The sequence below is a fragment of the Aeromonas sp. PrichA-15 genome, from assembly GCF_017939245.1.
GTDB classification, from domain to species: domain Bacteria; phylum Pseudomonadota; class Gammaproteobacteria; order Enterobacterales; family Aeromonadaceae; genus Aeromonas; species Aeromonas caviae.
The window spans coordinates 58,952-81,964 of the sequence record NZ_JAGKRH010000128.1 but is presented as its reverse complement, the minus strand read 5'-3'; the positions used below and the strand labels follow the sequence as shown (position 1 = coordinate 81,964).

General features: G+C 62.9%; 19 protein-coding genes, 3 tRNA genes and 1 pseudogene. 13 read left to right on the top strand and 10 right to left on the bottom strand.

Features of this window, described 5'->3' with window-relative positions:
- Nucleotides 1–10 precede the first annotated feature (10 nt).
- A complete protein-coding gene (locus J9889_RS15825; RefSeq protein ID WP_041213134.1) occupies nucleotides 11–1,201 on the top strand; it encodes an amino acid aminotransferase in 1,191 nt (396 codons plus the stop codon).
- A gap of 298 nt (nucleotides 1,202–1,499) precedes the next feature.
- Here J9889_RS15825 and J9889_RS15820 read toward each other — a convergent pair whose 3' ends face one another.
- The 3 genes from J9889_RS15820 to J9889_RS15810 all read right to left on the bottom strand — a co-directional run bounded on the left by J9889_RS15820 (nucleotide 1,500) and on the right by J9889_RS15810 (nucleotide 4,127).
- Nucleotides 1,500–3,005 carry a helicase HerA-like domain-containing protein gene (locus J9889_RS15820; protein ID WP_010675239.1) on the bottom strand — a complete coding sequence of 502 codons (1,506 nt, stop codon included), beginning with the start codon at nucleotides 3,003–3,005 and terminating at the stop codon, nucleotides 1,500–1,502.
- Nucleotides 3,006–3,120: 115 nt separating this feature from the next.
- Nucleotides 3,121–3,615, bottom strand: a complete 495-nt coding sequence (locus J9889_RS15815) for a DUF2062 domain-containing protein (RefSeq protein WP_042017571.1) — start codon at nucleotides 3,613–3,615, stop codon at nucleotides 3,121–3,123.
- Entirely contained in the window at nucleotides 3,609–4,127 is a 519-nt protein-coding gene (locus J9889_RS15810; protein ID WP_210557302.1) for a DUF2062 domain-containing protein, read from the bottom strand. The genes J9889_RS15815 and J9889_RS15810 overlap by 7 nt, the downstream gene beginning before the upstream one ends.
- Here J9889_RS15810 and J9889_RS15805 point away from each other — a divergent pair.
- From J9889_RS15805 to J9889_RS15755, 11 genes and pseudogenes are all read left to right on the top strand, one after another.
- Nucleotides 4,065–6,385, top strand: a pseudogene (locus tag J9889_RS15805) (DNA internalization-related competence protein ComEC/Rec2). The gene J9889_RS15810 and the pseudogene J9889_RS15805 sit on opposite strands and share 63 nt — an antisense overlap.
- A gap of 134 nt (nucleotides 6,386–6,519) precedes the next feature.
- Nucleotides 6,520–8,289 carry a lipid A ABC transporter ATP-binding protein/permease MsbA gene (msbA, locus tag J9889_RS15800; RefSeq protein ID WP_010675235.1) on the top strand — a complete coding sequence of 590 codons (1,770 nt, stop codon included), beginning with the start codon at nucleotides 6,520–6,522 and terminating at the stop codon, nucleotides 8,287–8,289.
- Nucleotides 8,289–9,287: a tetraacyldisaccharide 4'-kinase gene (gene lpxK, locus J9889_RS15795; protein ID WP_010675234.1), complete on the top strand. Its 999-nt coding sequence runs from the start codon at nucleotides 8,289–8,291 to the stop codon at nucleotides 9,285–9,287. The genes msbA and lpxK overlap by 1 nt, the downstream gene beginning before the upstream one ends.
- A gap of 111 nt (nucleotides 9,288–9,398) precedes the next feature.
- Nucleotides 9,399–9,596, top strand: a complete 198-nt coding sequence (locus tag J9889_RS15790) for a Trm112 family protein (RefSeq protein ID WP_010675233.1) — start codon at nucleotides 9,399–9,401, stop codon at nucleotides 9,594–9,596.
- The gene (kdsB, locus tag J9889_RS15785; RefSeq protein ID WP_039040278.1) at nucleotides 9,593–10,354 is read left to right on the top strand and encodes a 3-deoxy-manno-octulosonate cytidylyltransferase; all 762 of its coding nucleotides are present in this window, start codon (nucleotides 9,593–9,595) and stop codon (nucleotides 10,352–10,354) included. Before J9889_RS15790 ends, kdsB begins: the two co-directional genes overlap by 4 nt.
- Before the next feature lie 210 nt (nucleotides 10,355–10,564).
- Nucleotides 10,565–11,209 carry a UvrY/SirA/GacA family response regulator transcription factor gene (uvrY, locus tag J9889_RS15780; RefSeq protein WP_010675231.1) on the top strand — a complete coding sequence of 215 codons (645 nt, stop codon included), beginning with the start codon at nucleotides 10,565–10,567 and terminating at the stop codon, nucleotides 11,207–11,209.
- A 110-nt stretch (nucleotides 11,210–11,319) separates the two neighbouring features.
- The gene (uvrC, locus tag J9889_RS15775) at nucleotides 11,320–13,173 is read left to right on the top strand and encodes an excinuclease ABC subunit UvrC (RefSeq protein ID WP_210557301.1); all 1,854 of its coding nucleotides are present in this window, start codon (nucleotides 11,320–11,322) and stop codon (nucleotides 13,171–13,173) included.
- 213 nt (nucleotides 13,174–13,386) lie between these two features.
- Nucleotides 13,387–13,941, top strand: coding sequence for a CDP-diacylglycerol--glycerol-3-phosphate 3-phosphatidyltransferase (gene pgsA, locus J9889_RS15770; protein WP_010675229.1), 555 nt, complete (start codon nucleotides 13,387–13,389; stop codon nucleotides 13,939–13,941).
- A 179-nt stretch (nucleotides 13,942–14,120) separates the two neighbouring features.
- Nucleotides 14,121–14,196, top strand: a tRNA-Gly gene (locus J9889_RS15765).
- A gap of 34 nt (nucleotides 14,197–14,230) precedes the next feature.
- Nucleotides 14,231–14,304, top strand: a tRNA-Cys gene (locus J9889_RS15760).
- 41 nt (nucleotides 14,305–14,345) lie between these two features.
- Nucleotides 14,346–14,432, top strand: a tRNA-Leu gene (locus J9889_RS15755).
- Between the two features lie 190 nt (nucleotides 14,433–14,622).
- Here the strand turns inward: J9889_RS15755 and J9889_RS15750 are convergent.
- The 7 genes from J9889_RS15750 to J9889_RS15720 form a co-directional block, all read right to left on the bottom strand.
- Complete coding sequence (locus J9889_RS15750) at nucleotides 14,623–15,912, bottom strand: methyl-accepting chemotaxis protein (RefSeq protein WP_048207956.1); 1,290 nt, start codon at nucleotides 15,910–15,912, stop codon at nucleotides 14,623–14,625.
- A 560-nt stretch (nucleotides 15,913–16,472) separates the two neighbouring features.
- Complete coding sequence (locus tag J9889_RS15745; protein WP_210557299.1) at nucleotides 16,473–17,456, bottom strand: MDR family oxidoreductase; 984 nt, start codon at nucleotides 17,454–17,456, stop codon at nucleotides 16,473–16,475.
- A gap of 53 nt (nucleotides 17,457–17,509) precedes the next feature.
- Nucleotides 17,510–18,145: a TetR/AcrR family transcriptional regulator gene (locus J9889_RS15740; protein WP_039041196.1), complete on the bottom strand. Its 636-nt coding sequence runs from the start codon at nucleotides 18,143–18,145 to the stop codon at nucleotides 17,510–17,512.
- A gap of 157 nt (nucleotides 18,146–18,302) precedes the next feature.
- The gene (locus tag J9889_RS15735; RefSeq protein ID WP_010675223.1) at nucleotides 18,303–18,551 is read right to left on the bottom strand and encodes a GlsB/YeaQ/YmgE family stress response membrane protein; all 249 of its coding nucleotides are present in this window, start codon (nucleotides 18,549–18,551) and stop codon (nucleotides 18,303–18,305) included.
- Nucleotides 18,552–18,679: 128 nt separating this feature from the next.
- Complete coding sequence (lpxH, locus tag J9889_RS15730; RefSeq protein WP_052815099.1) at nucleotides 18,680–19,405, bottom strand: UDP-2,3-diacylglucosamine diphosphatase; 726 nt, start codon at nucleotides 19,403–19,405, stop codon at nucleotides 18,680–18,682.
- A gap of 13 nt (nucleotides 19,406–19,418) precedes the next feature.
- Nucleotides 19,419–20,105 carry a DUF4269 domain-containing protein gene (locus J9889_RS15725; protein WP_210557297.1) on the bottom strand — a complete coding sequence of 229 codons (687 nt, stop codon included), beginning with the start codon at nucleotides 20,103–20,105 and terminating at the stop codon, nucleotides 19,419–19,421.
- A complete protein-coding gene (locus J9889_RS15720; RefSeq protein WP_052815097.1) occupies nucleotides 20,095–20,592 on the bottom strand; it encodes a peptidylprolyl isomerase in 498 nt (165 codons plus the stop codon). The genes J9889_RS15725 and J9889_RS15720 overlap by 11 nt, the downstream gene beginning before the upstream one ends.
- 191 nt (nucleotides 20,593–20,783) lie before the next feature.
- Between J9889_RS15720 and cysS the strand changes: the two genes are divergently transcribed.
- Nucleotides 20,784–22,160 (top strand): cysteine--tRNA ligase, encoded by a 1,377-nt coding sequence (gene cysS, locus J9889_RS15715; RefSeq protein ID WP_210557295.1) that lies wholly within the window; start codon nucleotides 20,784–20,786, stop codon nucleotides 22,158–22,160.
- The last annotated feature ends 853 nt before the right edge of the window (nucleotides 22,161–23,013 follow it).

Genomic DNA, 23,013 nt, shown 5'->3' with positions numbered 1-23,013 from the left:
AGGGAATACCATGTTTGAAAAGGTTGTTGCCGCCCCAGCGGATCCGATCCTGGGCCTGACCGAAGCCTTCCGTGCCGACACTCGCAGCCACAAGATCAATCTGGGGGTCGGTATCTACAAGGATGAGACCGGTGCCACTCCTATCCTTCACTGCGTCAAGCAAGCCGAGCAGAAGCTCTTGACCGACGAGAAGACCAAGAACTACCTCGGTATCGAAGGCAATATCGAATACGGCCGCATCGTGCAGCAACTGCTGTTCGGCCGTGATGCCGCCCTGGTGACCAGCGGCCGCGCCAAGACAGCGCAGGCGCCGGGCGGTACCGGTGCCCTGCGCATCGCCGCCGAGTTCGTGGTACGCAACAATCTCGCCAAGACCATCTGGATCTCCGATCCCACCTGGGCGAACCACGTCAGCGTGTTCCAGGCGGCCGGTTTGACCGTCAAGTGGTACAAGTACTACGACGCCGCCACCAAGGGGCTCGACTTCGCCGCCATGCAGGCCTCCCTGTCTGACGCGCAGGCGGGGGATCTGGTGCTGCTGCACGGCTGCTGCCACAACCCGACCGGTATCGACCCCACCACCGAGCAGTGGCGTGCCCTGGCCAGTCAGAGTGCTGCCGCCGGCTGGCTGCCGCTCTTTGACTTCGCCTATCAGGGCTTCGCCCGGGGTATCGAAGAGGATGCCGAAGGCCTTCGCATCTTCGCCGAGTGCCACGACGAGCTGCTGGTGGCAAGCTCCTTCTCCAAGAACTTCGGCCTCTACAACGAGCGGGTCGGCGCCTTCACCCTGGTCTGCGCGACCAAGGCGGTGGCCGACGTCGCCTTCACCCAGGTGAAGACCGTCATTCGTGCCAACTACTCCAACCCGCCGTCACACGGCGCCGCCGTTGTCACCACCGTGGTGAGCGACCCGGCCCTCTATGCGGAGTGGGTGGAAGAAGTGGCCGCCATGCGGGTGCGCATTCGCGAGATGCGTGAGCTGCTGGTGGAGAAGCTGGCCGAGCGGGGGGTGAACCAGGATTTCAGTTTCATCCGCGAACAGAACGGCATGTTCTCCTTCTCCGGTCTCTCCAAGGATCAGGTGGAGCGCCTCAAGAGCGAATTCGCCATCTACATCGTCGGCTCCGGCCGGATCAGCGTGGCAGGCATCACCCGCGCCAACATTGATCCCCTCTGCGACGCCATCGCCAAGGTGTTGTAAGAGAGAAGCATCTGCGCCAAGCGCCTTGCTTCAGCCATAAAAAGCCCGCCGACACGGCGCAATGCTGTTCACTTAAGAGAATTTGAGTTCCAGTCCACGTAGTATCAGGACAAAAAAGCGAGGGAGGCATGATGCCTCCCTCTTTCTATTGCAAGCCCCGCTGGATAAAGGCTGGAGGAAGATCGACTGGACACAGCCTTGCCCCCTCAACTCAAATCCAATTTATGAATAATCAGTCAAAAAAGTGCTTATCTGAACAGCATTGCGCCGACACGGCGGGCTTTTTCATTTTCCGGCATCAGCGGCGCCGCTTGCTGCTCCCCAGCAGGGAGCCGAGCACCCCGCGCATAAGCTGGCGTCCCACCTCGTTGCCGAGGGTGCGGGCCACGCTCTTGGCGGCGGTCTGCACCACCCCGTCATGCTGGCCACCACGGGGGCCGGTGCGACCGAACAGGATGCCATTCAAGGCATCCAGCAGACCGCCGCCCTGGTCGGTCTGTGGGGAAGCGGTCTCGTCATCGGCGGCGGGCGATGCCTCCTGAAGCCGCTCGAACGCTGACTCCCTGTCCTCCTGGGTGTCGTATCTGCCGTAGAGCAATGAGCCCTGAATAAGCGCCTGGCGCTCGGCCGCGCTCAGGGGGCCGATGCGGCTGGCCGGGGGCGCGATGAAGGCGCGCTCCACCACGCTGGGCCGCCCCTTCTCGTCGAGCAGGGAGATGAGCGCTTCCCCGACCCCCAGTTCAGTGATGGCTCCGGCGGCGTCGAAGGCAGGGTTGGCCCGCAGGGTGTTGGCGGCGATGCGTACCGCCTTCTGATCGCTCGGGGTGAAGGCGCGCAGGGCGTGCTGCACCCGGTTGCCAAGCTGCCCCAGCACGCTGTCGGGGATGTCGGCCGGACTCTGGGTCACGAAATAGACGCCCACCCCCTTGGAGCGGATGAGGCGCACCACCAGCTCAATTTTCTCCAGCAGTGCCCTGGGCGCATCCTTGAACAGCAGGTGGGCCTCGTCGAAGAAGAACACCAGCACGGGCTTTTCCGGATCCCCTATCTCGGGCAACTGTTCGAACAGCTCGGAGAGCAGCCAGAGCAGGAAGCAGGCATAGAGGCGGCTGGACTGGGTGAGCTTGCCGGCGGCCAGCACATTGATATGGCCGTGGCCTGCCCCGTCAGTCTGCATCAGATCCTGGATGTCCAGCATGGGCTCGCCGAAGAAGTGATTGCCGCCCGCGCTCTCCAGGGTGAGGAGGTTGCGCAGGATGGCGCCGATGGAGGCGGTCGACACATTGCCGTAGCGGGTGGTGAGGGTCTTGGCGTGCTCCCCCGCAAACTGCACCATGGCCCGCAGGTCTTTCAGATCGAGCAGCAGCAACCCCTCGTCGTCCGCCACCTTGAACACCAGCTCCAGCACCCCGCTCTGGGTGTCGTTGAGGCCGAGCAGGCGTGCAAGCAACAGAGGCCCCATGTCGGAGACGGTGGCCCGCACCGGGTGGCCCTCTTCGGCGAAGAGATCCCAGAACAGGGTGGGGCTGGCGGCAAAGTCGGGTGCCTGAAGGCCGAGCTGGGCCAGACGGGCATCCAGCTTGGCAGAGGGGGTGCCGGCGGCGCCCAGGCCGCTCAGATCCCCCTTCACGTCGGCAAGAAAGACCGGCACGCCGAGGCGGGAAAACCCCTCCGCCAGCACCTGCAGGGTGACTGTCTTGCCGGTGCCGGTGGCCCCGGTGATGAGGCCGTGGCGATTGGCCATGGCGGGGAGCAGGGAGAGGGGGTTGCCATTGGCATGGGCCAGCGTGAGCGGTTCGGCCATGGTGGGCTCCTTGTTTCGAATGGGGGTCGAAAAACAACGGGTTACAAGGAGTGTGGTGGCAGAGGCAGACGATGGCAAGGCACGCCGCCCGAGACAAGGACGGCGTGCTGGCAACCTAGCGGGGGCGGGTCAGTTTGCCCAGTTGCAACAGCAGCAGGGTGAGCAAGGCGCCAGCGGCAGCGCTCAGCACCGCCAGCAGCAGGCTGCCGAGCAGGAAGGGGGGCACCAGGATAGCCGCTTCCTGCTCCAGCCAGTGCAGGGACCAGGTGAGATGGAAGGGGGCTGGCGTCTCGTTCAGCACCAGGCAACCGGTACGATAGGCGTAGAGGTACATGAAGGGGAGCGTCAGCGGGTTGTTGAACCAGACCGCCAAGAGGGCCAGCGGCAGGTTGAAGCTGAACGCCAGCACCAGGGCGACGGCCACCAGGGAGTGCATGGGCATGGGGACCCAGCTGGCGAACAGCCCGGCCGCCACGGCGCCACAGAGGGCCCGCGTTCCCCCTTGCCAGAGGGCGGGTGTCAGCAGTCGCTCGCCAAAGAGGGCGAACCACTTCTGTTGGCGCAGGGTATCGGGGTCAATCTTGAAGCGGGCCAACCAGCGGTTCAGCATGGGCGCGCCACCTTGCGTTTTTGCCACTGGCGCACCGTGCTCAGGCGCCAGCCCGCGCGAACCAGGACATAGCCGACGAGGGCGCTCAGCAGGGCAAGCACCAGGGAGCCCAGCAAGAGCGGCGGGGCCACCGTCTCGAACACCGACACCAGCCAGGCCCAGGTGAAGGTGATCTCGATGTGCTGGGAGGGTTGCCCCAGCAACTGGCAGCCCACCAGATAGGCGCCATAAAACAGCGGTGGCATGGTCAGGGGGTTGGAGAGCCAGACCAGGGCCACCGAGAGGGGCAGGTTGACCCGGCAGGCGATGGCGCCGCCAGCGGCCAGCAGCATCTGGCAGGGGAGGGGCACCCAGGCCATGAAGAGGCCGACCGCACAGGCACCGGCGGCGGAGCGCCGGTTGAGATGCCAGAGGTTGGCATCCAGCAGCAGCTTGCCAAAGAGTCGCAAGTGCTTGTGTTCCTTGAGGGTCGCCGGGTCGGGTATCCAGCGCTGTATGATTCGTTTGGGCATGTTCTGAACCTTGCTAAATACTTGCTCCATGGATCTGCGTCTGTTGTCGTTTGCCCTGGGGGCAAGCTCCTCACTGCTTTGGCCATGGCTGCCTTCATGGGAATGGGGTGGTCTGATGCTGCTGCTCGCGCTCCCCCCTTGCCGGTGGTCGTTGCTGGCGGCTGCTGTTTCTGCTGCTCGGCATCCTCTGGATGCAGGTGAATTTGCACTACCGGCTTGCCTGGCTGGATCAGCTTGGCAAAAAAACGAGCCACATCATAACCGCACACGTGCAAAGTACGGAGTCTTCGGGAGAGAAAGAGGGGGATAAATTTGCGCGCCTGCTGCTGCGCCTCGACACCCTGGACGATCGCCCCCTCATCGTGCCACCCCTGGTGCGGGTCAATGCCTATCAGGTGTTGCCGCCGTTGCCTGCCGGCAGCCGCGTCACCCTGGTGACCTCTCTCAAGCCGGCCCATGGCCTGGCCAACGAAGCGGGGATGGATGGGCGGCGCCTGCTCCTTGGCAAGGGGATCACCGCCACCGGCAACCTGCGCCGGGTCATCGCCCTGGATGCCGTGCCCCCGGGTGTGCGCGATCGCTGGCTGGCGGCGGCGAGTCGCGCCTGGGAGGGGATGGCGCAGGCCCCCCTGCTGGCGGCCCTCACCTTCGGGGAACAGGGAGGGATCACGGATGCCCAGTGGGAACTCTTTCGCGGCAGCGGCCTGACCCACATCATCGCCATCTCGGGCCAGCATATTGCTCTGGTAGCGGTGCTCGGCTGGTGGCTCGGGCGGCTGTTCGGGCTGCGCGGGGCTATCTGCGTGTCACTCCTGTTCGCGGCCACCTACAGCTGGCTGGCGGGGTTTGCGGTGGCCACCGAGCGTGCCCTCATCATGGTGCTGGTGTGGAGCCTGCTGCGCTGGCTAAAGCGGGACTGGCCGAGCCACCGGATCTGGCTGTGGGCCTTTGTGGTGCTGACATTGTGGGACCCTTTCGCCCTCTATTCGGCGGGGTTCTGGCTCTCTTTTCTGGCGGTGGCCCTGCTGTTGCTGGCGAGCCTGTTGCACGATCGCCCCGGCCTGGTGCGGCTGCAACTTCTGCTGCTGCTCGGATTGCTGCCCCTGCAACTGCTGCTGTTCGAGGGGATGGCGCCCCTGGCGTTTCTGCTCAATCTGCTGGCACTGCCGCTGTTCTGCCTTGTCATCATTCCCCTGGCGCTCATCGGCGTGCTGGTGGCGCCCCTCTCCACGTTGCTGGCCCACGGCCTGCTCTGGGTCTCCGCCTTCGGCCTGGAGTGGGTGCTGTGGGGGCTCACGCAGCTGGCGGATCGCCTGCAGCTCTGGTGGCCGGTGCCCGGTTGGCTGATGCCCGCCAGCGCCCTGCTGATCCTGCTGTGGACGGGATGGCACCTGCCGGGAGGGCGCGCCCTGGGGGGGCCAGTGGCGGCGGCCATGCTGCTCGCCCTCTGGCCTGCTCCCGCTTCCTGGCAGGTGAGGGTGCTGGACGTGGGGCAGGGGCTCTCGGTGCTCGTCACCCGGGGGGAGCGGGCCATCCTGTTTGATACCGGGGATCGCTACCCCGGGGGCTACAACATGGCGGATGCGGCCATCCTGCCCCTGCTCAACCGGCTCGGCATCCGGGTGATCGACACCCTGATCATCAGCCACAGAGACAGGGATCACGCGGGCAACCGGCAGGCTCTGCTGCAGAGCATGGCGGTACGCCGGGAGCTCTCCTCCTTCCCCTTTACACCGGCTACCCAGGCCTGCCGCCGAGGTCAGCAGTGGCACTGGCAGGGGCTGGATGTGCGGGTGCTCTGGCCCCTGGCAGCCGGGGCAGGGCGCAACAACGACAGTTGCGTGGTGCAGCTGGACGACGGGCGCCATCGGCTGCTGCTGAGCGGCGACATCGAGCAGCAGGCGGAGCGCCGCCTGCTGGCGCAGGCGCTGGAGGAGGGGGAGGGCGCGGGGCTGGCCAGCACCCTGCTGGTGAGCCCGCATCATGGCAGTCGCACCTCCTCCACGGCCCCCTTCGTGGCGGCGGTGAAACCTGCCTTCGTGGTGCACAGCGCAGGCTTCATGAACCAGTGGGGCTTTCCCCGCCCCGAGGTGGTGGCGCGATACCAGGGGGCGCGGCAGTGGGTCACGGGGGAGGCGGGCGCCATCCTGATCGAGCCGGGGGACGCGGGGCTCAGGATCCGGGCCGAGCGGGAGCAGGGGCCCTGGTACAGGCGTGGCGGCCCCTGGTGGCAGCCGCAGGTATGGGGAAGGGAGTGAGGATCCGGTGAGCCAGCCCGGCAAGGGGCGGCCTTCATTTGTGACCCGGGTTGTAGCCATCGCGCCAGCGGCGCTTGGTGTAGCTCCAAGGTTTGGCTAGAATAGCCCGTCATTTCCCTTATTAACGGCTATTCATGCAACAAGAAACCTCACAAGAGAGCTGGACCGTCTTCAAGCGCCTGCTCGGTTATGTCCGGGATCGCAAGCTGGGTCTGGTGGGCGGCATCATTGGCATGCTGGGTTACGCGGCCGTGGATACCACCTTCGTCTACTCCATCAAACCGCTTATCGATCAGGGGCTCAACGGCAACGACAGCAGCGTGCTCAAGTGGATGCCCTTCTTCGTCCTCGGCATCGTGGCTCTGCGCGGCTGCGCCGCCTTCCTCTCCAACTACTGCATGGCCTGGGTCGGCAACCACGTGGTGATGCGCCTGCAGCAGCAGGTGTTCAGCCACCTGATGGCCATGCCCATGAGCTTCTTCGACCGCCAGAACACCGGCAACCTGCTCTCCAAGGTGACCTATGACGCCGGTCAGGTGTCGTCCGCCGCGAGCTCGACCCTGGTCTCCCTGGTGCGGGAAGGGGCCACTGTCATCGGCCTGCTGGGCCTGATGTTCTGGCACTCCTGGCAGTTGTCGGTGATCTTCCTGGTGGTGGGGCCCCTGGTCGGGATCCTCATCAGCATCATCAGCCGACGTTTTCGCAAGATAAGCCGCCACATCCAGCAGGCGGTGGGTGACATCACCACCTCCACCGAGCAGATGCTCAAGGGGCACAAAGAGGTGCTGATGTTCGGGGGTCAGGAGGTGGAGGACAAGCGCTTCTACCAGGTGAGCAACCGGATGCGCCAGCAGACCATGAAGATGGTCGCCGCCGACGCCATCGGCAGCCCCATCGTCCAGATGGTGGCCTCCGTGGCTCTTGCGGTCTTCCTCTATGTCGCCACCATCGACAGCGTCAAGGCGACCCTGACTGCGGGCACCTTCACCGTCATGGTCACCTCCATGATGATGCTGCTCAAGCCGCTGAAAAGCCTGACCGACGTGAACAACCAGTTCCAGCGCGGCATCACCGCCTGCCAGAGCCTGTTCGGTCTGCTGGACTCCACCCCGGAGCAGGACACCGGCACCCGCACCCTGGAACGTGCCCGAGGTGAAATCGAGTTTCGCAACGTCACCTTCACCTACCCGACCAAGGAGACACCAGCGCTGCGCAACATCAGCTTCAAGGTGGAGGCAGGCAAATCGGTGGCCCTGGTGGGGCGTTCCGGTTCCGGCAAGAGCACCATCGCGAGCCTCCTGACCCGCTTCTATGACATCGAAGAGGGGGAAATTCTGCTGGATGGCGTCAACATCCGCGAATACCGCCTGAGCGAGCTGCGCAAGCAGTACGCCCTGGTCTCCCAGCACGTGCATCTGTTCAACGACTCCGTGGCCAACAACATCGCCTACGCGGCGGAAGAGAAGTACAGCCGCGACGAGATCAAGCAGGCGGCCCGCATCGCCCATGCGGACGACTTCGTCAGCAAGATGCCGGAAGGCTATGACACCGTCATCGGCGAGAACGGCGCCTCCCTCTCCGGCGGCCAGCGCCAGCGCATCGCCATCGCCCGCGCCCTGCTGCGGGACTCCCCGGTGCTGCTGCTGGACGAAGCCACCTCGGCCCTGGACACCGAGTCCGAGCGCCACATCCAGGCGGCCATCGACGAGCTGTGCAAGGCGCGCACTTCCCTCGTGATCGCCCACCGCCTCTCCACCATCGAGAAGGCGGACGAGATCCTGGTGATCGACGAAGGACACATCGTCGAGCGCGGCAACCACCAAACCCTGATGGACATGCATGGTACTTATGCCCAGCTGCGGGCCATTCAGTTTGGTAATACAGCCACGGGTAACAAGGGCTGATGCTGGCCAGACTCTGGTACGGGAACAGCCTCTGGCGCTGGGGGCTGGCCCCCTTCGCCCTGCTGTTTGCCCTCATCAGCGGCGTCCGCCGTCTGGGGTATCGCCGGGGCTGGTTCAGCGCCTATCGGGCCACCCTGCCGGTGGTGGTGGTGGGCAATCTCTCGGTGGGGGGCAACGGCAAGACCCCGGTGGTGGTCTGGCTGGTGGAACAACTCCAGGCCCGGGGCTGGCGCCCGGGCGTGGTGAGCCGCGGCTATGGCGGCAAGGCGCCCCATTACCCCTATCGACTGGATGAGAGCAGTACCCCGGCCGAGGCCGGGGATGAGCCCGTGCTCATCGCCAGACGCTGCGGCTGCCCCGTGGCGGTGGCCCCCAGACGGGCCGATGCTGTGCGGTTGCTGGAGCAAAGCGGTGAGGTGGACATCATCGTCACCGACGACGGCCTGCAGCACTATGCCCTGGCCCGTGACATCGAACTGGTGGTGGTGGACGGTGCGCGCCGCTTTGGCAATGGCTGTCTGCTGCCCATGGGGCCGCTGCGCGAGCCCACGACCCGCCTCAAGCGGGTGGACGCCATCATCTGCAACGGCGGCGAACCCGCCCGTGGCGAATACGCCATGCGCCTGGTGCCGGATACCCTGCGCCGGGTGTGCGATGATGCGCCTCTCACGGCCCCCCTCTCGGGGCCGGTGGATGCCCTGGCAGGCATCGGCCATCCCCCCCGTTTCTTCGCCACCCTGACCGCCCTTGGTTACGAGCTGGTGCAGAGCGTCGGCTACGGGGATCACCAGGCGTTCGACGCCGCCGAGCTGCTGGCCCGCTTCGGCCAGCGCCCCTTGCTGATGACCGAGAAGGATGCGGTCAAGTGCCGCCCCTTCGCCCCGGACAACTGGTGGTATCTGCCGGTCAGCGCCGAGCTGCCCGATGCCCTGGGGGAGGCGCTGCTGCGCACCCTGGGCCCGCAGCCCGGAAGAGGGAACGGGCACCAGGCGCCCTGACGGGCGCCACCGGATTGGAACAGACGGCCAGCGCCCGGACTCGGGGGCTGGCCCTGCACATTGACATGCCAGGCAAGATCGCCTGTGGGAAATCGTTAAAGGAGTTTCGTTGTGGCACTGGATATTAAACTGCTCGACATCATCGCCTGCCCGGTCTGCAAGGGGAAACTGCACTATCAAGCGCACGCCGAGGGCCCTCAGGAGCTCATCTGCCGCTTCGACAGACTGGCCTATCCCCTGGAGGAGGGGATCCCGGTGCTGCTGGAGAACCGGGCCCGTCACCTGGCGCTGGAAGAGCTGAAGCCATGAGTTTCGTCGTCGTCATTCCTGCCCGTTACGCCTCCACCCGGCTGCCGGGCAAGCCGCTGGCCGACATTCACGGCAAGCCCATGGTGCAGCACGTGGTGGAGAAGGCCCTGCAATCGGGCGCCGATCGGGTGATCGTCGCCACCGATGACGAGCGGGTGCAGCAGGCTCTGGCTCCCTTTGCCGCCGCTGCCGGGTTCGAGGTGTGCATGACCTCACCGGATCACCAGTCCGGCACCGAGCGTCTGGCCGAGGTGTGCCGTCACTACGGCTTTGCCGCCGATACCATCATCGTCAACGTGCAGGGGGACGAGCCCCTCATTCCCCCCGTCATCATCCGCCAGGTGGCGGACAACCTGGCCGCGGCCAGCGCGCCCATGGCGACGCTGTCGGTGCCGATCAGGGATGCCGAAGAGGCGTTCAATCCCAATGCCGTCAAGGTGGTGACCGACCGGGAGGGGTATGCCCTCTATTTCAGTCGCGCCAGCATCCCCTGGGATCGGGACCGCTTTGCCCAGAGCCGCGAGCAGATTGGCGATCACTACCAACGCCACATCGGCATCTACGCCTATCGCGCCGGCTTCATCCAGCGTTACGTGGACTGGGCACCGAGCGTGCTCGAGCAGGTCGAAGCCCTGGAGCAGCTGCGGGTGCTCTGGTACGGGGAGAAGATCCACGTGGCCCAGGCGCTGCAAGCCCCGCCGGTGGGGGTGGACACCCAGGCCGATCTCGACAAGGTACGTGCGCTGCTGGCCGGTTGAGGCTGGCGAAACGGCTTTGATGCAATACGGCGCCCCAGGGCGCCGTTTTTTAATTGATTCTTTGTATAATAATTTGATTTAAAACGGATTTTACGAGCAATTTCAAACTTTTCCCGCCCATGGTTTGCCAAATCATCGAGTTTGGTTATGATGCAAGACGCCGTGTTAACCCTAACTGGCATATAACGAGATAAAAAACGGGGTGTTTGGGTGATTAATGTATTCCTGGTCGATGATCATGAGTTGGTGCGTACAGGGATAAGACGCATTTTGGAAGACGTCCGCGGGATCAAGGTGGTGGGCGAGGCGCAGAGCGGGGAAACCGCGGTGGCCTTCTGTCGGCAACATCACCCCGATGTGATCCTGATGGACATGAACATGCCGGGCATCGGCGGTCTGGAAGCGACCCGCAAGATCCTGCGGATCCGCCCCGATGTACGCATCATAGTGCTGACCATTCATTCAGAAAATCCGTTCCCCACCAAGGTGATGCAGGCGGGCGCCGCCGGGTACCTCACCAAGGGGGCCGCGCCGGACGAGATGATCCACGCCATTCGCCTGGTTCACTCCGGTCAGCGCTACATCTCCCCGGAGATCGCCCAGCAGATGGCCCTGAGCCAGTTCGCCTCCGCCGACGAGAACCCCTTCAAGTCCCTCTCCGAGCGGGAGCTGCAGATCATGATGATGATCACCAAGGGGCAGAAGGTGACCGACATCTCCGAGCAGCTCAACCTGAGCCCGAAGACGGTCAACAGCTACCGCTACCGCCTGTTCAGCAAGCTGGGGATCAACGGTGACGTTGAGCTGACCCATCTGGCCATTCGTTATGGCATGCTGGATGCCGATACCCTGTAACGGGGGCGTGTGGACACCAAAGGCGGCACCGGCCGCCTTTTGCTTTTTGCAGGCTGTGGGCAGTATGCTCTCCCCGTCTTTTTGCATTCATCCGTTGAGTCGAGTTGCCGATGACCCTCTCTCCCGAGCCCCATTTTGACAGCAAGGCGTTTCTGAGCGCCGTCACCCACCAGAGCGGTGTCTACCGCATGTACGACAGCGGCGGCACCGTCATCTACGTGGGCAAGGCCAAGGATCTGAAAAAGCGGCTCACCTCCTACTTTCGAGCCAACGTCGACAGCATCAAGACCCGCACCCTGGTGCGCCAGATTGCCGATGTGCAGGTAACGGTCACCCACACCGAGACCGAGGCGCTGATCCTCGAGCACAACCTCATCAAGCAGTACCAGCCCCGTTACAACGTGCTGCTGCGGGATGACAAGTCCTACCCCTGGATCATCATTACCGACCATCGGCACCCGCGCATCGGCGTCCATCGCGGCGCCCGCAAGGTGAAGGGGGAGTATTTCGGCCCTTACCCCTCCGGTGGCGCGGTACGCGAGAGCCTGCACCTGATGCAGAAGATCTTCCCGGTGCGTCAGTGCGAGGATGCCGTCTATGCCAACCGTACCCGCCCCTGCCTGCTCTACCAGCTCAAGCGCTGCGCCGGCCCCTGCGTGGCGGGGCTGGTGAGCGAGGCCGAGTATGCTCAGCAGGTGGCACTGGCCAAGCTGTTCCTCGCGGGCAAGAACCAGCAGGTGATCGGCGAGCTGGTGGGCAAGATGGAGTCCGCCAGCGGCGATCTGCGCTTCGAGGAGGCGGCCCGCTACCGGGATCAGATCCAGGCCCTGCGTCGGGTCACCGAGCAGCAGTCGGTGAGCGGCAACGTGCTGGACGAGCTCGACGTGGTGGGGGTGGCCTTCGAGCAGGGGACCGCCTGCATCCACGTGCTCTTCATCCGCCAGGGCAAGGTGCTGGGATCGCGCAGCTACTTCCCGAAAGTGCCGGCCGATACCCCGCTTGACGAGGTGGTGCAATCCTTCCTGCTGCAGTTCTATCTGTCGGGGCAGGGGGGACGGCAGATCCCGAGCGAGGTGCTGCTGGACGTGGCGCTGGAGGATGAGAGCGTCATCGCCGACACCCTGAGCCAGACCGCCGGCTACAAGGTGCGGGTGGTGAGCCGGACACGCAGCGAGCGGGCCCGCTTCATCAAGCTCGCCTCCATCAACGCCCAGACCGCGCTGCGCTCGCGCCTCGCCCACAAGAGCACCATCACCGCCCGTTACGATCAGCTGGAGGAGCTGCTGGAGCTCGAGAGCCCCATCGCCCGCATGGAGTGCTTCGATATCTCCCACACCATGGGGGAGCGCACCGTGGCCTCCTGCGTGGTGTTCAACCGGGAGGGGCCGCTCTCCTCGGAATACCGCCGCTTCAACATCGACGGTATCACCGGCGGGGATGACTACGCCGCCATGGAGCAGGCGCTGGAGCGTCGCTTTGGCAAGCAGCAGGAGCCGGACAAGGTGCCGGATGTGCTGTTTATCGACGGCGGTCTCGGCCAGTTGCGCCGCGCGGAGGAGATCCTGGCGCGCCAGCTGGAGTTCCTCGGCGGCAAATATCCGCTGCTGGTGGGCATCGCCAAGGGGGTGACCCGCAAGGCGGGGTTGGAGACCCTGATCCTGGGGGACAGCCACGAAGAGCTGCACCTGCCGGCGGACATGCCCGCCTTGCACCTCATCCAGCACATTCGCGACGAATCCCACCGCTTTGCCATCACGGGCCACCGGGCCAGGCGGGCAAAGGCCCGCACCACCAGTACCCTGGAAGAGATTCCCGGGGTGGGGCCGAAACGGCGGCAGGCGCTGCTCAAATACCTGGGGGGTTTGCAGGAGGTGAAAAAAGCCGGGGTGGACGAGCTCGCCAAGGTGCCCGGCATCAGCCAGGAGCTGGCCCAGTCCATCCACGACGCATTGCACTCGCTCTAGCGCTGCCTTTGGTGTGAAGGAGGTCACGCCAGGGGGCATCAGGGCTTGCCGCCTGCGCACAAGAGCCGTGACGCAGGGGGCTCCCAAATGCCATAATGACCGGCATCCTGAGGTTATTGATGGATTAATGGACCAAGGCGGGCGCCAGTTCGGTTGCATCCGCGATCGGCTTGGGGCTACCATGTAGCGGCATACAAGAAGTGGCTGAAAATAATGACAAATATTCCTAACCTGCTGACGTTCTTTCGGATTTTGCTCATCCCCGTCTTCGTCATCCTGTTCTACCTTCCCTATCAGTGGTCCTACATGGCGGCGGCCATCGTCTTTATCCTGGCGGCCGCAACCGACTGGTTTGACGGCTATCTTGCCCGCAAGCTGAACCAGTCCACCGCCTTTGGCGCCTTCCTCGATCCGGTGGCCGACAAGATCATGGTGGCGGCGGCCCTGGTGGTCATCGTCGAGCACTACAACACCGTCTGGGTCACCATCCCCGCCATGACCATGATTGGCCGGGAGATCATCATCTCCGCCCTGCGTGAATGGATGGCCGAGCTTGGCAAGCGCTCCTCGGTGGCCGTCAGCTGGATTGGCAAATGGAAGACCATGATCCAGATGGTGTCGCTCACCGGCCTCATCTGGCAATACGACATCTGGATGGTGTGGCTCGCCTATGTGCTGCTCTACGTGGCCACCGTGCTCACCTTCTGGTCCATGTTCCAGTACATGAAGGCCGCCTGGGGCGATCTCAGCTACCACTCCCGGTTCTAGTCCCGACGGGAAGATGGCCGTTTCTCTGCCACTGGCGCCGAGAAACGGCCATGAGCGCCAAAAGTGTGGGACAAGGGTAAAAAACACCCGAACGATCAGCGTATTAAATGTTTTTGGTTGACTGGGCGGGGAACATCGCTAGAATGCGTTCTCACAGTCAGGCAGTCAGCCAGACCGATGCGGGAATAGCTCAGTTGGTAGAGCACGACCTTGCCAAGGTCGGGGTCGCGAGTTCGAGTCTCGTTTCCCGCTCCAAATTCAGACAATAGAGAGTTCCTCTCTTTTGCATGGCGCGTTAGCAAAGCGGTTATGCAGCGGATTGCAAATCCGTTTAGTCCGGTTCGACTCCGGAACGTGCCTCCATATTGACAAGCCCGCCACGCGAGCTTGATACCGATTGCGGTGCCCGAGTGGTGAAATCGGTAGACACAAGGGATTTAAAATCCCTCGACGTTCGCGTCGTGCCGGTTCGATTCCGGCCTCGGGCACCATTAAAATCAAAGAGTTACTAAGGCCACTAGCAATAGTGGCCTTTTTGTTTCTAGTTGATTGACAGCCAGAATGGCAGCGACCTGAAGAGCCGGTTCATCTCTTGAATCTGCACGTGCCAAGCTGCGACCCCTGGTGTGAACATCAAAGAGCCTGCTCGATGGCAGGCTCCTGAGTGCTTCCCTGATTTATCTAGAGTTCCGAGATGATGGTCGACACCTCTTCTGCTCCGTGTCTTATCTCCTCCATCACTTTTGCAACGTCATCGATCTGCTTTTGCCCGTGGATGGCACCGTCTGCCGCGGACTGGATCTGCTCGCTGACCTGCCTGGTGAGCTGCTGATTCTGGCTGACGACATTGGCTATTTCGTTGGTCGATAGGGAGGTTCTTGCCGCCAGTTGACGAACTTCATCGGCCACGACGGCAAAGCCTCTGCCTTGTTCGCCGGCTCTCGCCGCTTCGATGGCGGCATTGAGCGCGAGCAGGTTGGTCTGGTCTGCAATGCTGCTGATGGTGGATACGATGGCGGTGATATTCTGGGATTGAGCGTGGAGCTTGCTCATCAAGGTGCTGGCATGTTCCATCTGTCTGACAATATTGTCCGAAGTGGAGACGACGGTGGTCAACATCTCCTCTCCTTTGATGGCGGAGGATTTGGTTGTGACAGATGTTTCATTTGCCACCTTGGCCACATGTTGTACGGCCTGATCTTTGCTGATCTGCGGGGTGATATTGGAGGCAAACTTGATGACCTTGATCACCTTGCCATGGCTGCCCCGCACAGCGTTGTAGGTTGCCTCCAGCCAGACTTCATGGCCTTTTTTATCAAATCGCTGAAAGCGTCCCGATTTGAACGTCCCCTGAGCCAGCTCCTGCCAGAAATCGGGATGTTCCCGATAAAACAGCTCATCACAAAACATGCGATGTTGATGGCCTTTAATTTCATCAAGTCGATAGCCCATGGTATCCAGGAAATTACGGTTGGCGGAAATAACAACACCAGTCGGTTCAAACTCGATGACGGCGAGGGAGCGATCCAGCGCCTCAAATATTGCTTTTTGAGTCATGAGCAGATCATGTTGCACCGTCACATCTGACGCTATTTTGATGATCTTGATTATTTTTCCGCCCTGGCTGACGGGGAAATAGGTGGCCTCCAGCCATATTTCCTTGCCTTGTTTGCCAACCCGGTGGAAGGTGCCATGCTGGCTGTGCCCATTTGCCAGATCTCGCCAGAATTCCCGATAGGAGGGAGAGTCGGTATCTTCTTTCATGCAGAACATGGCGTGATGCTGCTGCACGATCTCATTGAGGGAGTAGCCGACGGAATGAAGAAAAAGCGGGCTGGCATCGAGAATATAACCATCGGTAGTGAATTCAATCATGGGAAGATGATCGTGCATGGCATGATCCAGTGCCTCGCTTTTCAAGGCCCTCTCTCGTTCTGCTGCCAGCTCTTTTTTAAGTTTCGAGTCGAACATAAGCACACCCCAGCCAAGAAAATAGAATCATCCGACATCTCTTCGTTGACGAACCCTTCACACTTTCTGGGTATGAAGCGTCGTTTTGAGTGTAATGCACCCCTGTCATTTGATTCGGGCTTTTCCATACAAAAAACAGGTTTAATACAAGATGATGCGCCCTTTTTATATGCGGTGATAAATAAAACGTATTCCTATTCTGAATTATTTGTTCGATGCATCGATTGTTTAACGGGGGTCTGTCAATGGGCAAGACAATGGTTCGCAGTTGTGGGCGAACAGGGCCTCATTTCGGCGAATACGGGTATCCAGGGCAGGGGCTTGTCGGTGAGGTGTGACGGTTGTCTGCATCGATGGGGGAGGGCGTGCAGCGGGAAGGTACTGCCTATAGAGATGTCTCGGTCCCTCTGTCCGGGAAACCTGCACTTGAGTGTTTGAACGCATCTGTTGCCCATTGTCATGGACGATGGGAAGGGGGGTGACGCTCCGTGTGGCTGCGAAATGCCCTGGAGAGGCTCGCCTGACCTGGTCAGGCGAGCCGGCTCATATCGCGTCAGTCATCACCCCTGGACATTGACCAGGATCCGGCCGCGCACCTGGCCTGCCAGGAAGGCATTCCCCAGGGTCACGACCTGGGAGAGGGGCACTTCCCGGGTGAGGAGGTTGAGGCGAGTCAGGTCGAGATCCTCGGCCAGTCGGGCCCAGGCCTGCTGGCGCAGCGGGCGCGGTGCCATCACGCTGTCGATGCCATAGAGGGTGACGCCGCGCAGGATGAAGGGCATGACGGTGGAGGGGAAGTCCATCCCTCCCGCGAGACCGCAGGCGGCCACGGCGCCGCCGTAGCGGGTAGTGGCGCAGGCATTGGCCAGGGTGTGGCTGCCGACGGTGTCGATGACGCCGGCCCAGCGTTCCTTGCCCAGCGGGCGTCCCGGCGCGGCCAGTTCGGCGCGATCGATCACCTCGGCGGCGCCGAGGGACGTCAGATAGTCGGCCTCGTTCAGCCGCCCGGTGGCGGCCACGACCCGATAACCCAGCTTGGCCAGGAGGGTGATCGCCACGCTGCCCACGCCGCCGTTGGCGCCCGTCACCAGAATGTCACCGTCACCGGGGGTGATGCCGTGCTTCTCCAACGCCATCACGCAGAGCATGGCGGTGTACCCTGCGGTGCCGATGGCCATGGCGTCCCGGGGCTGGAAGCGCTCAGGCAGGGCAACCAGCCAGTCGCCCCGGACCCGTGCCCGCTCCGCCAGCCCGCCGCTGTGGGTCTCGCCCACGCCCCATCCGTTGAGCACCACCTTGTCGCCGGGGTGCCAGTCGGGATGCTGGCTCTCCAGCACGGTACCGGCAAAGTCGATACCGGGGATCAGAGGGAAGCGGCGTACCACGGGGGCGGCGCCGGTGAGGGCCAGGCCATCCTTGTAGTTGAGGGAAGACCACTCTACCGCCACGGTCACATCCCCGGCAGGCAACATCTCCTCGGAGAGGCTCTGGTAGCTGGCGCGATAACCCGCCTCGTCTTTCTCGATCAGAATACCGTTGAACATCTTGTCTACTCCCATTAATTGGACTGACTGACTATTAATCTTCGTAAAAAAAATCACTTTGCTAACTTCATGAAAAAATTGAGAAAAGAGAGCATGGGCTCGGTATCGCCCACCAGGCGTGCGCGCAGCACGGCCCCTTCCCAGCCGATCCAGAACTGATGGGCGAGGGCAGGGCAGTCACAATCAGGGGGCAGCTCCCCCGCCGTCACCGCGTCCCTCAGGCAGCGGGCAAGCAGCGCCTCCCAGTCGAGGAGGATCTGCTCGAGGCGCAGGCGCAGCTCGGGGGACAGCTGCACCACCTCCTGACCCAGGTTGCCCACGAGGCAGCCCCGCTGGAACGCAAACCGGGTCATGCCCCGGCAGGCGCTGTCGACGAAGGCAACAAGACGGGCCAGGGGGGGCAGGCTCTCATCCTCCAGATAGCGCGTCAGCTTGCGGCAGAAGTAGTGGTGATAGGCATCCATGACCGCCAGGGTGAAGTCGTGCTTGGTGGCGAAGTAGTGATAGAAGGAGCCCTTGGGGATCCCGGTCGACTGCAACACCCGCTCGATGGAGGTGGCGGCGATGCCCTGTTCGGTCAGCAGCTCCATGCCCCGGCGGATCAACAGATCCCGGGTGTCGGCATAGGTGTGCCCGTGCTGGGCAGGGCGGCCGCGAGGGCGGCGGGGCAGGGGGTCATTGGCTTGCATGGGGCTTATTAGACGCCTCAACTAGAAATGATGCAAGCGCGGCATCGAACGGACGAAACGAGTGGATGAGATCGGGTAGTCGAGACAAGCTGGAGCCAGCGGGGCAGAAAACAGCGAGGGCGCCAGTGGCGCCCTCGCATCGATGGGTGGCTGCGCCTCAACTGCGCAGCTTGTTGTAGACAAACAGCACGATCAGGGCGCCAACGGTGGCGATGATGATGCTCGGCAGGTTGAAGCCGGTGACCGTTCCCATCCCGAGCAGGGTGCTGACATAGCCCCCCACCATGGCGCCGACCACCCCCAGGATCACCGTCATGAAGAAACCGCCGCCATCCTTGCCCGGCATGATCCATTTAGCCAGGATGCCGACGATCAGCCCCAGTACCACCCAAGTAAGAAATCCCATGGTCATCTCCTCGTTGTGTGCAGAGAACCAGAGTATATGCAGGCATCCTGCTTGTATCCCGCCGCAGCACGGCGTGAGTCAGAAACGGTCATATGAGACTCGCTCCTGACCATGGCAGGCAGAGGACTTCAGCCAAGCGCGCGGGTGTCGAGGCGCTGCCCGGCGGGGGAGCACACCAGCACCGACCCCTGCTCGAACCAGTCCCCCAGCACGATGCGCCGCGCCGCACGCCCATCCAGGGTGAAGTCGTGGATGGCGGGTCTGTGGGTGTGGCCGTGGATCATCAGGCGGCAGCCGTGCTGGCGCAGCATGTCGTCCACCGCCTCCGGGGTCACGTCCATGATGATCTGGCTCTTGTGGGCATTCTCCATCTGGCTCTGGCCGCGCATCTTGTGGGCGATGGCCTGGCGGCGCGAGAGCGGCAGGCGCAGGAAGAGCCAGCGCAGCCACTTGAGTTGTGTGATGCGGCGAAACTTCTGGTAGCCCTCATCCCGGGTGCAGAGCAGATCCCCGTGGCTCAGCAGCACCCGCTCGCCGTACAGCTCGATGACGCAGGGGTCGCCGAGCAGGGTCATGCCGGCCCGTTTGGCAAATTGGCGCCCCAAGAGGAAGTCGCGGTTGCCGTGAATGAAATAGAGGGGCACCCCTTGCTGGCTCAGGGCGAGAAAGGCATCGGCCACCTCGCGGTGGAGCGGGTTGGGGTCGTCGTCCCCAATCCAGAATTCGAACAGATCCCCCAGCACATAGAGGGCGTCGGCCCCGGGCGCGTCTTCGGCCAGAAAGCGCACCAGGGCCGCCGTCATGTCGGGCCTGCCTTGGCTGAGGTGAATGTCACTGATAAAGAGGGTGCTCATGAGTTCCTGGGCATCATGGTAAGAGAGTCCCGCCTGGGGGCGGACAAGGCCTGTGACCTTGCTCGTCGAGCGGGTGGGGGAGGGAAGGGCAGCAGAGCCTCGCAAGGTTGACGCCCTCCAGGGTCAGCAACGCCTCGTAAGGGTCGCCGGACAGACCCAGCAGGCGGCACATGGCCGCTTCCCCCTTGAGCCCTTCATCAAAACGCAGGCGCAGCACTTCCCGGTGGAAGGGGGCGCCAAAGCGCTCAAGCAGGGCGGCCATCAGGCTGAGGTGGCGCCAGCCATGACACATCTCGAGGGGATCAGGGGTGAGGTAGAGCTCGACTGGCCAGCACTGGCCATCTGGCCCGTGGCGTCGCTGCTCGGCGATCCAGACCTGCTCGTCCTTGCTTCGCACCTGCCAGCCTTGTGCTGCCAGTGTCGCGGCAAGGAAGGCCGGGTCCGGATGCTGGCAGAGGATGTCGAGATCGCTGCCGGGCCTATCCAGCCCGATGGCGATCGTGCTCACCAGGGCCAGATCGTTGCACAGGGGGCCAAGCTCATCCCACAGGCCGCCGCTCAGCAGGGCGTGGGCCGAGCGCTGACGTTCGTTGCCCTGGGCCAGATAGTCGAGGCGGCGCCAGTTGGGGGCGGCAGATGGAAAAACTGCGGCCGGGGCCGCAGTGGTATCAGAGCCTGGCCGGCAGGGATTACTCGGCAAGGGTCACCTTGGTGATGACGATGTCTTCGGTCGGGACGTCCTGGTGCATGCGGCCGTAGTTGCCGGTCTTCACGCCCTTGATCTTGTTGACCACGTCCATGCCGGCGGTCACTTCACCGAACACGCAGTAGCCGAAGCCCTGGGTGGTGGCGGACTTGAAGTCCAGGAAGTCGTTGTTGTTCACGTTGATGAAGAACTGGGCGCTGGCGGAGTGCGGCTCCATGGTGCGAGCCATGGCGATGGTGCCGACCTTGTTGGACAGACCGTTGGCCGCCTCGTTCTTGATGGGAGCGCGGGTCTCTTTCTCTTCGAAGCCCGGGGCATAGCCGCCGCCCTGGATCATGAAGCCGTCGATGACGCGGTGGAAGATGGTGTTGTCGTAGTGACCGTCACGGCAGTATTGCAGGAAGTTGGCCACGGTCTCCGGGGCTTTTTCCGCGTTCAGGGTCAGGGTGATGTCGCCGTGGTTGGTGTGCAGAGTAACCATGAGTTGTCCTTTCATTTTGACGCGGGCAGCAAGGTGCCCGCAGGTGTATGGCATAAAGTGGTGGCAATTCTAGCCCATCAAGGCCCTGCGGCATAGATGGCAGGGGAGAGAGGGGGCTTTTTCTGCCTCGTTTTCTATACCGGATGCGGTTAGAATGGCAGGCCATTTTACTCACAGGCAGTGGTCATAAGATGCTGAAGATATACAACACACTCACTCGTCAAAAAGAAGAATTCAAACCTATCCACCCGGGCAAGGTGGGCATGTATGTGTGTGGCGTCACTATCTATGATCACTGTCATATCGGCCATGGCCGTACCTTCGTCGCCTTCGACGTCGTCGCTCGCTACCTGCGTTATGCAGGATACGACCTCACCTATGTGCGCAACGTCACCGACGTGGACGACAAGATCATCAAGCGCGCCGCCGAAACGCACGTGACCTGTGACGATCTCACCGAGCGCCTCATCGGCGACATGCACCAGGATTTCGATGCCCTCGGCATGGTGCGCCCGGACATCGAACCCCGCGCCACCCAGCACATCGGCGAGATCATCGCCCTGATTGAAACCCTGCTGGAAAAAGGGCACGCCTACGTGGCGGACAACGGCGATGTGATGTTCATCGTCGAGTCCTACGCCGACTACGGCAAGCTCTCGGGCCAGGATCTGGAGCAGTTGCAGGCCGGCGCCCGGGTCGACGTGGTGGATGCCAAGCGCAATCCGCTCGACTTCGTGCTGTGGAAGATGTCCAAGCCCGGCGAGCCGACCTGGGACAGCCCCTGGGGCCCGGGTCGCCCTGGCTGGCACATCGAGTGCTCCGCCATGAACTCCAAGCACCTTGGCAACCACTTCGACATCCACGGCGGCGGCTCCGATCTGCAGTTCCCGCACCACGAGAACGAGATTGCCCAGTCCTGCTGCGCCCACGGTGGCGACTACGTCAACACCTGGATGCACAGCGGCATGGTGATGGTGGATAAAGAGAAGATGTCCAAATCCCTTGGCAACTTCTTCACCATCCGTGACGTGCTGGCCCACTACGACGCCGAAACCGTACGCTACTTCCTGATGTCCGGCCATTACCGCAGCCAGCTCAACTACTCGGAAGATAACCTGAAGCAAGCCCGCGCCGCCCTGGAGCGGATGTACACCGCATTGCGCGATCTGCCGGCGGCGGCGGCCGCCGGTGGCGACGAGCAGGTGGCTCGCTTCGTTGATGCCATGGATGATGACTTCAACACCCCGGAAGCCTACTCCGCCCTGTTCGACCTGGTGCGCGAGATCAACCGCCAGAAGGCCGAAGACATCGCTGTCGCCGCCGGCCTTGGTGCCCGTCTGCGGGAACTGGGCGCCGTGCTCGGCATCCTGCAACAGGATCCGGATGCATTCTTGAAGGGTATTGAGGCGGACGAAGAGGTTGCCGAAATCGAGCGCCTGATCGCCGAGCGCAATCAGGCCCGCGCCGACAAGAACTGGGCCGCGGCGGATGCCGCCCGAAACCGTCTCACCGAGATGGGCATCGTGCTGGAAGACAGCGCCGGCAAGACCAGCTGGCGCCGTGCCTGAGGCCGGTGGCGCTGCTGGCGCCAACCGGTTGAGCCAATAAAAAAACCGCAGCCCCAGGGCTGCGGTTTTTGTTTGTGGCCTGCCGAAGCCTCGGCATCCTTCGGTCTGATCCCCTCGCCCCTTGGGGGAGAGGGTCGAGGGCGAGGGGTTGGCTGTGAGATAACAACCCGCCCAATCTTTGCCCCGAATAAGCTGGGGAGTGTTACCGCGGTGCAATGCGCTGCGCTTGTTGCACCCTACGCATGTTAACCGGCCTCGGGGCGGCGGGTTGGGTGTTGCCCCCTGTTGTTCGCCGAGGTGAGGGCACAAGGTCAGGAGCGCCGTCATGGACGACGGCGCAGACGCAGGCGGTACAGGGATGTACCGTCTGCGTCGTTCCGCCAGACCTTTTGCCTGAACGGAGGGAACCCGACGCAGGAGGGCGAACAAGTGGGGGTGGCCTTTCTTTTGGTGACTTTTCTTTGGCCACGCAAAGAAAAGTCACTCGCCAAGCCGCGCAGCGGCGGCGAAACCCCGTCGAGGACGGAGTCCTCGTGTCCTGCATGGCGAAGCCATGCCATTCACACGTGGGACGACATTGCACCCGGCAATGCCGTTACCGACCCCTCACCCTAGCCCTCTCCCGCAAGGGGAGAGGGGAGCAAACCGAAGTCGCTGAGGCTGGCGGGCTAAATTCCGTCGAGGGCCGAGCCCTCGTGTCCTGCATGGCGAAGCCATGCCATTCACACGTGGGACGACATTCCACCAGGCAATGACGTTACCGAACCCCTCATCCTAACCCTCTCCCGCAAGGGGAGAGGGGATCAAACCGAAGTCGCCGAGGCTCGCGGGCGAAACCCCATCGAGGACGGCG